The organism is Cellulomonas algicola (assembly GCF_019024305.1).
In the GTDB taxonomy this organism is placed as follows: Bacteria; Actinomycetota; Actinomycetes; order Actinomycetales; family Cellulomonadaceae; genus Cellulomonas; species Cellulomonas algicola.
Map to the genome: position 1 here is coordinate 1 of NZ_JAHKSJ010000001.1, position 9,931 is coordinate 9,931.

Below are 9,931 nucleotides of genomic sequence, written 5' to 3' on the forward strand. Positions count from 1 at the left end.
GCGCGGTTGCCGAGGCGGAACGACAGGTCGTCCATCGGGCCCGACGGCGGGATGCCGACGTGCCACAGGTGCGTCCGGCCCGGCCAGTCCTGGATCGTCGTGAGCATGCCCGCGCGGACCACCTCGACGCGGGGCGTCGCGTCGCGGACGTGCGCGAGCGTCCCCGTGTGGTGCAGGGCCTCGGCGACCTCGGGCGTGCGGACGATGCTGCGCAGCAGGCCGAGGTTCGTCGCGACGCCGTCGAGCCGGCTCGCGGCGAGGGCGGCGTCGAGCGCGGCCCACGCGGCGTCGCGGTCGGCGCCGGACGCCACGACCTTGGCGAGCAGCGGGTCGTAGTGCGTCGACACCTCGAGCCCCGGCTCGACCCACGTGTCGACCCGCACGTCCGCGGATACGGCGAACGCCGTCACCGTCCCCGCCGACGGCAGGTGGTCGCGGTCGGGGTTCTCGGCGTAGACGCGCGCCTCGACCGCCGCACCGCGCGCCTGCAGCGGGGTGTCGAGCGGGCTGGTGTCGCCCTGCGCCAGGCGGATCATCCACGCGACGAGGTCCACGCCGTAGACGGCCTCGGTCACCGGGTGCTCGACCTGCAGGCGCGTGTTGACCTCGAGGAACGCCGCCTCCTCGCGCTCGGCGTCGTACACGTACTCGACCGTGCCCGCGCTGCGGTACCGGACCGACGCCGCCAGGTCGCGGGCCGCGTCGGCGATCCGCTGCCGCACCGCGTCGGGCAGCGCGGGCGCCGGGGCCTCCTCGACGACCTTCTGGTGCCGCCGCTGCAACGAGCAGTCCCGGTCGCCGAGCGTGACGACGCGGCCGAGCCCGTCGCCGAAGACCTGCACCTCGACGTGCCGCGCCGCGGTGATGAGCCGCTCCAGGTACACGCCCGCCGACCCGAACGCCGCACCCGCGGTCCGGCGCACGGCCTCCCATGCCGCCGCGAGCTCGTCGGGCGTCGCGCACGCGCGCATGCCGATCCCGCCGCCACCCGCGGTCGCCTTGAGCATCACCGGGAAGCCGATCCGGGCCGCTTCGGCCTGCGCCTCGTCGAGGTCCTCCAGCAGACCCGTGCCCACGAGCATCGGCATGTCGACCGCCGCTGCCGCCGCACGGGCCGTGTGCTTCGCACCGAACAGCTCGAGCTGGTCCGGCGTCGGGCCGACGAACGCGACCCTCGCCGCCTCCGCGGCGCGCGCGAACCCCGCGTTCTCCGACAGGAAGCCGTAGCCCGGGTGGATCGCGCCCGCACCCGTCGCGAGCGCCGCCTCGACGATCGCGTCGGCGCGCAGGTACGACTGCGCCGCAGGGGCCGGGCCGAGGCGGACCGCGGTGTCGGCCAGGTGCACGTGCGGGGCGCCCGCGTCGGCGTCCGAGTAGACGGCCACCGTGCGCAGGCCCAGGTCACGGGCGGTGCGCAGGATGCGGACGGCGATCTCGCCGCGGTTCGCGACGAGCAGGGTGTCGAAGCTCATCGTGCGGCCTCCGGGCTGTGCTCGTCGTCGGGGCTGTGCCCGTGGTCGGGGTGGTCCTGCGTTCCGCTCCCGGCGGGCGCCGCTGCGCGACCCCCACCCTCCGCTGCGCTCCGGTCCACCCCTCCGGTCACGACCATGCGGACGGGTGTCGGGTCGAAGCCGTTGCACGGGTTGTTGACCTGCGGGCAGTTCGAGACGACGACGAGCACGTCGCGCTCCGCGCGCAGCGACACCGCGAGCCCCGGCGCGGAGATGCCGTCGACGATCCCGAGCGCGCCGTCCGGGTCGACCGGCACGTTCATGTACCAGTTGACGTTCGACACCAGGTCCCGCTTGCCGAGCCCGTGCCGCCCGCCCTCCGCGAGGAAGTTCTCGACGCACGCGTGCTGCGCGCGGGTGTGGTGGCCGTAGCGCAGCGTGTTCGACTCCTGCGAGCACGCGCCGCCGAGGGTGTCGTGCCGGCCGCAGGTGTCCGCGACCACCGTCATGAGCTCGCCGTGCTCGCAGTCGCGCAGCACCGACCCCGTCGTGAGGAACACCGAGTCCTGCGCCTGGATCGTGTCGGGCGCGCTGTACCGCAGCGACGTGTCGTGCGCGTCGTAGACGAGGAAGTCGACCGCCTGGTTGCCGCCGAGGTCGACGATCGTCAGGACGTCCCCGGCGGAGACGACCGCGGACCACGGCGCGCGGGCGGGGACGACGTCGTCGCGCAGCACCTCGCCGGCCGGCACAGGGTCGGGGCCCGGCGCGGTCGCGGTCGCCGGGTCGGTCGTGCCGCCCGCCGTCGGGCTCGTGACGCTCGCGGTGGCGGTGCCCGACGCCGTCGGGCTCGCGGGGAAGGCGTCGGTGACGGCCGCGTCGGGCGTGCCGGTCGTGGGCGTGGTCGTGGTCATGCGATCCCCCGGGCGGTGAGGTCGGCGGCGGTGTTGGTGAAGGCGCGGCGGCCCTCGGGGGTGGCGGTCCACAGCGGGTCGTCGGGCGCGGTCGGACGGCCGGTCCACGCGAGGACCTCGAGCGGCGACGACGTGAACTCCGGGCGCGGGTCGAGCGGGTGCGCGGTGTTCGCGACGAGCAGCAGCAGCGGCACCTCGGCCCGCAGCGTGACCGCCGCGCCGGCGCCCGCCGAGCCCTCGAAGTGCGGGCGTCCCTGGGCGTCCACCCGGACGCCCTGGAAGAACGACACGCTCGGCGGCAGGTCGCGGCGCGTCAGGCCGTGCTTCGCTGCCGCGAGCGCGAACAGCTCCCGACCCGCGGGCGACGGGCCGTGCGCGTCGCCGTCGCCGTAGCGCTGCGCGTTGCGCGCGCGCGTCGTCGTGCCGAACAGCGCGTCCTGCCGGCCCGACGAGTCCTGCACCACCGACGCCAGCACGCGGCCCGCGTCGGACAGCAGCAGGTGCCCTGCCGTCAGGTAGACCTGCCACTGCACCTTGACGGTGTCGGCCACGTTGAGTCGTTCCCAGGGCCGGTCCAGCCGGTACGCGAGCACGTGCGCGCACGCGTCGCCGACCAGGTCGGTGACGCGGACGTGCGTGCCGCGCGCGACCGCGAGGTGCGTGTACCCGCCGCCCGCGACGACCTCCGCGTGCACGAGGTCCGCCGCGTCGACGTCGGCCGGCGGGGTCGGCCAGGCGCTCGCGGGGAGCGTCGGCATCGCGTGGACGCGGCCGGCGGCGGCGGCCTCCTGGGCCCGGGCGTGCGCGCGGGCGCCCGCGGTCGTGCCGGTGTCGTCGACGGTCGTCATGGCAGCTCCTGGGTTTTCTGTCGTCTGACAGAAACAGCCTCCCGACGCCCTGTTCCCCGCCGATCACCACCCCGTAAACGTTGCGTTACGCCACCCGGACGCCCAGCGGCCTCCCGCGGCGGTCCGGGCTCCGGGCACCGGACAGGCCGGTGGTACGTTCCCCAGGCCATGGGACGCAGACCGGGACGACCGCGCGCCACCGGCGACCCGCACGAGCAGCGGGACACCCGGCAGGACGTGCTCGACGCCGCGGCGGCCCTCTTCTGCACCGTCGGCTACGCCGCGACCAGCACGCGCGCGGTCGCCGACCGGGCCGGGGTGCGGCAGGCGTCGATCTACCACCACTTCACGAGCAAGGACGCGATCCTCCTCGACCTGCTGCTCGGGTCCGTCCGCCCGTCGCTCGAGCTCGCCGACCGCCTCGCGACCACCGACGACGCGCCGGCCGCCGCCCGCCTCTGGGCCCTCGCGCACGCCGACGTGCTGCTGCTGACGACGAGCCCCGTCAACATCGGCGCGCTGTACCTGCTGCCCGAGGTGGACGGCGAGCAGTTCGCCGAGTTCCACGCGCTGCGCGACCGCCTGCGCACCCGCTACGACGAGCTCGCCGCCCAGGTCCTCGCCGCGCTCGCAGCCGCCGGGGAGACGCCCGCCACCGACGACGTGGTTGCGGTCGAGGCCGCCGGGCCGCTCGTCCTCGGGCTCGTCGAGTCGGTCATCCTCCGGCGGCGCGCGGGCGAGCGCCTCGACGCCGCCGCCGTCGCCCGCTCCGTGGCGGACGGCGTGCTCCGGCTGCTCGGCGGCGACGCCCCGACCGTGGAGGCGGCACACTCCGCGTCCGCGGACCTCGCGTCGGCGACCACGGCTGCGACCCCGCCCCCGCCGGGCGTGCAGGAGCCCGCCGAGCGTGCGCCCGCCACCGCGTCCGACCGTGCGCCGCTCTCGGCGTCCGACAGTGCGCCGCTCCCGGCGTCCGGCCACGCGCCGCTCGCCACGCCTGGCCGAGCGCCGGTCTCCGCGCCCGACGACGGTCGCGGTGCGCCGTCCGTCGGGGTCACGTCCGCGTGAACGTGCGCGTCCTCCGTCGTGAGGGGGAGATGGTGGTCCCGCGCGCGGCCCTGGCGCGGGCACGACCACGGCCGCGAGCATCGACGTCATGAGCACGCTGCCCCTCGCCGGCCCTGCCGCCGCGGCCGTGCCGTCGGCCGTCGCCGCGCTGCGCAGGTCCCTGCCGTCGATCGTCCTCGCGACGCTCGTCGGCGCCTTCCTGCTGGCCAGCCCTGCCCTCGACGGCGTCGTGTACGGCGACGGCTCCTGGGTGTCGTACGGCACCGCACCCGGGGCGTCGTCGGGGTACGTGCTCGCCGCGCTCGTCGTCGTGGTCGTCGGCGTGCTGCTGGGGCGCGCGCACCCCGTGTGGGCGACCGTCCTCGTGCTCCTGCCCTTCCTCGGGTACGCCTGGCTCGGGTGGTGGGCCTACGGGTGGTGGCTCGCGCTGGTCGCGGTCGCGATGCTCGCCGCGCTCGACGGTCCGGTGCGGGCGGTCGTGCCGGTCGTCGCGGCCGTCGGGGTTGCGCTGTGGTTCTGCGCGGCGCCGGTCGTCGCGAGCGTGCCGATCGGCCTCACCGACTCCGGTTCGGGGTCCGGGTTCTCGGCGTACGTCTTCGTCGCGCACGTCGTCGCGGTGGGTGCCGCGGTGAGCCTCGCCGCGGCGGCCGGGTCGTCGGCGCGCAGCCGGGCGCGGACCCGGGCGGCCGAGTCGCAGGAGCGGCGCGCGCTCGAGGTCGAGTCCGCGGCAGCCGAGCGGGCGCGACTCGCGCGCGACCTGCACGATGTCGTCGCGCACCACGTCTCGCTCGTCGTCGTCCGGGCGGAGAGCGCGCCGTTCCAGTACCCCGACCTCGACGACGACGCGCGCGAGGTGCTCGCGGCCGTCGCGGCGGACGGGCGGCAGGCGCTCGGCGAGCTGCGGCAGGTGCTCACGGTGCTGCGACGGTCCGAGGCGGCCGACGGTGCCGAGCGAGCGCCGCAGCCCGGCGCGCAGGACGTCGACGCGCTCGTCGCCGCCGCCCGGGACGCCGGGCAGGAGGTCCGGGTGTCGGGCGCCTGGCGCGACATCGACGAGCCGACCGGCTACGTCCTGTACCGCGTCGTCCAGGAGTGCCTGACGAACGCGCGGCGGCACGCCTTCGGGGAGCCCGTCGACGTCGAGCTGCGCAGCGACGCGCGCGGCGTCGGCCTGGTCGTCCGCAACGCGTTCACGCAGCCCGCGCCGGAGCGCCCGGTCGTGCCCGGGCGCGGGCTCGTCGGGATGCGGGAACGCGTCGAGGCGCTGGGCGGTCTGCTCGACGTGCGGACGGCGGGCGGGCAGTTCGTCGTCGAGGCGCTGATCCCCGACGGGTCCTCCGACGCGCCTGTCGCCGGACCCGGGAACCGCGCATGACGCGCGTCGTCGTCGCGGACGACCAGCCGGTCGTCCTGCAGGGGTTCGCGGCGATCCTCGGGTCGGCGCCCGACCTCGAGGTCGTCGGCACCGCGGCGGACGGGCGCGCGCTGGTCGAGCTCGTCACGCGCACCGAGCCCGACGTCGCCGTCGTCGACGTGCGGATGCCCGTGCTCGACGGGATCGCGGCGACGCAGCAGGTCGTCGCGCGCCACCCGGCGACGCGCGTCCTGGTCCTCACGACGTTCGACCTCGACGAGTACGTGCTCGACGCGCTGCGCGCGGGGGCCAGCGGGTTCCTGCTCAAGGACGTCACCGCGGAGCGGCTGGTCGAGGCCGTCCGCCTCGTCGCCGAGGGCTCGATGCTGCTCGGCCCCAACGTCACGCGCCGGCTCGTCGAGGACTTCTCGCGGCGCGTCCGTCGCCCGTCGCCGGAGTTCGACGCGCTGACCCCGCGCGAGCGTGAGGTCGCGCTCGCGGCGGCGCGCGGGCTGTCGAACGGGGAGATCGCGGCGGAGCTCTACATCGGCGAGTCGACGGTCAAGACGCACCTGTCGGAGGTGCTGCGCAAGCTGCGGTGCCGGGACCGGGTGCAGCTCGTCGTCCGGGTGCACGAGGCGGGTCTCGTCGAGGGCTGACGCCGTGCCGGACGGCAGCCGGACGCAGGCTCCGCGCGCGCGTGCGCGTGCGCCCCCGTCTGCGCGGTCGCTGCGGAGCGGGATTTAACACAGCCGTTTCGTGCGTGCAGCGACGCCGACACAGCCCGGGTGGTCAATGAACCTGTCGAGCGACAGAAACCCTCGACACGCGTCGTGACCTGGCCACCGCGCCGACCCGGGAGAGCAGCCCGGCGCCGCCGCCGTCCCTCCCGGAGCCACCATGATCATCGCCGGAGTCGGGCTCTCCGTCCTCGCCGTCGTCCTCGTCGGCATCCTCGTCGCCCGCAAGGTCGACGGGGACAGCGCCAACTACCTCGTCGCCGGCCGCCGCCTCGGCGTCCCGCTCGTCGCCGCGTCCCTCATGGCGGCCGCGGTCGACTCGAACGCGACCGTCGGCAACACCGACCTCACCTCGTCGTTCGGGTTCTGGGCGGGCACGTCGCTCGCGCTCGGCCTCGCGATCTGCCTCACCCTGACGGGCCTGTTCCTCGCCAAGCCCATGCACCGCATGAAGCTCTTCACGCTCGGTGACTTCTACCGGATCCGGTACGGCCGGGGCGTCGAGGTCGCGGCGTCGGTCCTCATGATCTTCGCGTTCGCGATCCTCATGGCCGGCAACCTCGTGGCCTGCGGCTTCCTGCTCGAACGGTTCCTCGGGCTCGACTACACCGTCGGGGTCGTCATCGCGGTGGTGCTCGTGCTGGTCTACACGATCGGCGGCGGCATGTTCTCCGACGCCTACACCGCCGCGATCCAGATCGCGATCACCGCCGCCGCGACCGTCGCGCTGCTGTGGTGGGTCGGCTCGACGATCGGCTTCCAGATCGACCCCGGCATGGGGCCCTTCGACCTCGAGCAGCTGACCTCCACCGACGCGGGCGCACCCATCAACTGGGCCACGCTCATCTCGCTCGGCATCGGCGACATCGTCGCGATCGACTTCATGCAGCGCGTGTTCTCCGCGAAGTCGCCCGAGATCGCCCGCCGGTCCTGCTTCACCGCCGCCGCGGGTACCGCGATCGTCGGCGTCGCCTACGGCCTCGTCGCCCTGACCGCGGTGTCGGTGCTCGGCATCACGACCGCCGACGGCCCGGTCCTGTTCACGCTGCTCGACGACTACGCCCCGCCCGGGCTCGCGATCCTCGTCCTGTCGGGCATCGTCGCCGCGTCGTTCTCGACCGCGTCGGGCGCGATCCTCGCGACGTCCGCCGTCGCCGTCCGCAACATCTTCGGCGTCCGCCGCGTCGTCGACACCCCCGGAGTCAAGGACCCGCTGCTGCGCTGGACCCGCCTCGCGATGGTCCCGATCGTCGTCCTCGGCGTGACCGTCGCGCTCGAGGTCGCCCAGACCGGCATCCTCCTGACCCTCGCGTTCGACCTCATGCTCGCCGCGCTCGTCGTGCCGTTCCTGCTCGGGCTCTTCTGGAAGCGCGGCGGCAAGCACGCCGCCGTCGCCGCGATGGCCGTCGGGCTCACCGTGCGGCTCGGGCTCTTCGTCCTCACGCCCACCATCTACGGCGTCCCCAACGACGTGCTCTACCTCCCCAACGACCTCGTTCCCGCGACGTTCGACGGCTGGCCCACGTTCTACGGCGCGATCACGTCGCTCCTCGCCTACCTCGTCGTCGCCTCCCTGCGGCCGCGGTCGATCGACGAGGAGGCCTGGGCCCTCACGGACACGGCGACCGCCGAGCCCGCTCCCGCGGACGCGTCGGTCGTCCCTGCCGGCGTCACCGCGCAGTCGTCGGACACCGCGACGAAGCCCGTGGTCGCCCGCGCGACCGACCCCGACGTCGGAGACGGCCTGCCGTCCCCGGCCTGACGCCGCTCCCCGCCACCCGCGGCGGGCGAGCTCCCGTCGTCGAACGCGCCCTCACGCACGTCCCCGGCCGTCCGGGCGTGCGTGAGGGCGTGCTCGGCGTCGACGCCGTCGCGGGGGAGGGGACCCATGCGGTCGACCGGGTCCGGAGGTCAGCGGGGGCGCTCGACGAACGGATCCGCGAGGTCCAGGTCGCCCGACGTCTCGACGACCACCAGGACCGCGTCCGTCACGGCCCACGTCTGGTGCAGCTCGCCCGGCTCCCAGACGACGAGCGTGCCCGGCCCGGCCGCGACGCGCGGCTCGTCGTCGGTCTGCACCTCGACGTCCCCCGACACGACGCCGAGCACCTGCCGCCGCACCGCCCGGTGCCGGCCGATCGTGCCGCCCGCGTCGAGCCGTGCGACGTGCACGCTCGTCGCCCCGGTCGTGGGCGGGACGGCCTCGAGCAGCACGCCCGCGCTGTCGAACCGGTCGAGCGGGTAGCGGACGACGTCGTAGAGGCGCATGCCCGCACCGTCGCGGCTCGCACGACGACCGTCAAGCGGGCAGGCGGTAGGTCGGCGGCGCGTCGTCGTCGCGGCCCGCGACGCGCACGACGAGACCGTCCGCGACGAGCGCGTCCACGCACCGCTCGCGCTGCACGGCGTCCGGCCAGACGGCGTCGATCGCGTCCTGCGGCACCGGGCCGATCGCCTCGCGCAGCAGCGCCATGACGCGCCCGCGCACCTGCCGGTCCGTCCCCGCCCACGCCTGCGTGCGCCGTCGGGCGGCGTGCTCGTCACCGGGGCGACCCGCCGCGCGCCACGCACAGCGGTCGGCGACCGGGCACGCGTCGCAGCGCGGCGACCGCGCCGTGCAGACGAGCGCGCCGAGCTCCATCGACGCCGCCGCCCAGCGTGCCGCCGTCGCGTCGTCGTCGGGCACGAACGTGCCTGCCAGCGCGACCTCGCCGACGGTCTGCGACGGCGCGGGCAGGGCCGTCCCCGCCGCAACGCGCGCGATCACCCGCCGGACGTTCGTGTCGAGCACCACGGACCTGCGCCCGAACGCGAACGCCCGCACGGCCGCTGCGGTGTACGAGCCGATCCCGGGCAGGGCGAGCAGCGCGGCCTCGTCGTCGGGGACCTCGCCGCCGTGCCGCTCGACGACCGCCCGCGCGCACTCCTGGAGCCGCAGCGCGCGCCGCGGGTAGCCGAGCCGGTCCCACGCCCGCAGCACGTCGGCCGTGCTCGCGGCCGCCAGATCGGCGGGCGTCGGCCAACGCGTCATCCACGCGCGCCACGCCGGCTCGACCCGGACGACCGGCGTCTGCTGCAGCATGACCTCGCTGACCAGGACGCCCCACGGCGTGCGGTCCGGCGCGCGCCACGGCAGGTCGCGGGCGTGCTCGTCGAACCACGCGACGACGTCGTCGCGCACGCCGGCGGCGTCGAACGTCGGGGACACCCGGACATCCTCCCCGACGCCGCCCACGCCCGGGTGGGTGCGCCGCCGGCCGGGGCGGGCGCCGACGTCCGCCCGTGCGTCTCGGCCCGCGAGTCGGGCCCGGTCACCGTGCGCCGCCGCCGTACTGTGGTCGCGCGTCAGGCCGCACCGCGCGCGAGAGCCCGGTCGACGCGACGACCGACCGACCGAGAAGCCGACCGAGGGGGTGCGATGGGCGTCGTCCGGCCCGCAGGCCCGCTGCCCGCCCGCGTGTACTGGGTGCGGCGCGTCGTCGTCCTCGGGATCCCGCTGCTCCTCGTCGTCCTGGTCGTGTGGCTCGTCGCCGGCCGCGGGGGGGGGGCGCCGCCC

At 75.8% G+C, this 9,931-nt stretch carries 8 protein-coding genes and 1 pseudogene; 4 read left to right on the forward strand and 5 right to left on the reverse strand.

Going from position 1 to position 9,931, the window contains the following annotated elements; genetic code table 11:
• The 3 genes and pseudogenes from KOV94_RS00005 to KOV94_RS00015 all read right to left on the reverse strand — a co-directional run.
• Positions 1-1,472: ATP-binding protein (locus KOV94_RS00005; RefSeq protein WP_218050869.1), on the reverse strand; the 1,472-nt coding region annotated here is incomplete at its 3' end.
• A 125-nt stretch (positions 1,473-1,597) separates the two neighbouring features.
• Positions 1,598-2,203, reverse strand: a pseudogene (locus KOV94_RS00010) (urea amidolyase associated protein UAAP2); the annotation flags it as partial.
• A gap of 158 nt (positions 2,204-2,361) precedes the next feature.
• On the reverse strand, positions 2,362-3,213 hold the full coding sequence (locus KOV94_RS00015; protein WP_124342548.1) for an urea amidolyase associated protein UAAP1: 852 nt from the start codon (positions 3,211-3,213) through the stop codon (positions 2,362-2,364).
• Positions 3,214-3,381: 168 nt separating this feature from the next.
• Between KOV94_RS00015 and KOV94_RS00020 the strand changes: the two genes are divergently transcribed.
• From KOV94_RS00020 to KOV94_RS00035, 4 genes are all read left to right on the forward strand, one after another.
• Positions 3,382-4,281: a TetR/AcrR family transcriptional regulator gene (locus KOV94_RS00020; protein ID WP_218050871.1), complete on the forward strand. Its 900-nt coding sequence runs from the start codon at positions 3,382-3,384 to the stop codon at positions 4,279-4,281.
• Between the two features lie 88 nt (positions 4,282-4,369).
• On the forward strand, positions 4,370-5,656 hold the full coding sequence (locus KOV94_RS00025; protein WP_218050872.1) for a sensor histidine kinase: 1,287 nt from the start codon (positions 4,370-4,372) through the stop codon (positions 5,654-5,656).
• Entirely contained in the window at positions 5,653-6,294 is a 642-nt protein-coding gene (locus tag KOV94_RS00030; RefSeq protein WP_124342546.1) for a response regulator transcription factor, read from the forward strand. Before KOV94_RS00025 ends, KOV94_RS00030 begins: the two co-directional genes overlap by 4 nt.
• 241 nt (positions 6,295-6,535) lie before the next feature.
• The gene (locus tag KOV94_RS00035; RefSeq protein WP_124342545.1) at positions 6,536-8,137 is read left to right on the forward strand and encodes a high affinity choline transporter 1; all 1,602 of its coding nucleotides are present in this window, start codon (positions 6,536-6,538) and stop codon (positions 8,135-8,137) included.
• 149 nt (positions 8,138-8,286) lie between these two features.
• Here the strand turns inward: KOV94_RS00035 and KOV94_RS00040 are convergent, their stop codons facing one another.
• Together KOV94_RS00040 and KOV94_RS00045 are read right to left on the reverse strand one after the other, a co-directional pair.
• Positions 8,287-8,643: a cupin domain-containing protein gene (locus KOV94_RS00040; RefSeq protein ID WP_218050873.1), complete on the reverse strand. Its 357-nt coding sequence runs from the start codon at positions 8,641-8,643 to the stop codon at positions 8,287-8,289.
• A gap of 31 nt (positions 8,644-8,674) precedes the next feature.
• A complete protein-coding gene (locus KOV94_RS00045; protein ID WP_308160291.1) occupies positions 8,675-9,583 on the reverse strand; it encodes an iron-sulfur binding domain-containing protein in 909 nt (302 codons plus the stop codon).
• Positions 9,584-9,931: the final 348 nt, after the last annotated feature.

Excerpts from the sequence above, each read along its gene's own strand:
- KOV94_RS00015 (WP_124342548.1), bottom strand. The coding sequence starts at position 3,213 with ATGACGACCGTCGACGACACCGGCACGACCGCGGGCGCCCGCGCGCAC.
- KOV94_RS00020 (WP_218050871.1), top strand. The coding sequence starts at position 3,382 with ATGGGACGCAGACCGGGACGACCGCGCGCCACCGGCGACCCGCACGAG.
- KOV94_RS00025 (WP_218050872.1), top strand. The coding sequence starts at position 4,370 with ATGAGCACGCTGCCCCTCGCCGGCCCTGCCGCCGCGGCCGTGCCGTCG.
- KOV94_RS00030 (WP_124342546.1), top strand. The coding sequence starts at position 5,653 with ATGACGCGCGTCGTCGTCGCGGACGACCAGCCGGTCGTCCTGCAGGGG.
- KOV94_RS00035 (WP_124342545.1), top strand. The coding sequence starts at position 6,536 with ATGATCATCGCCGGAGTCGGGCTCTCCGTCCTCGCCGTCGTCCTCGTC.
- KOV94_RS00040 (WP_218050873.1), bottom strand. The coding sequence starts at position 8,643 with ATGCGCCTCTACGACGTCGTCCGCTACCCGCTCGACCGGTTCGACAGC.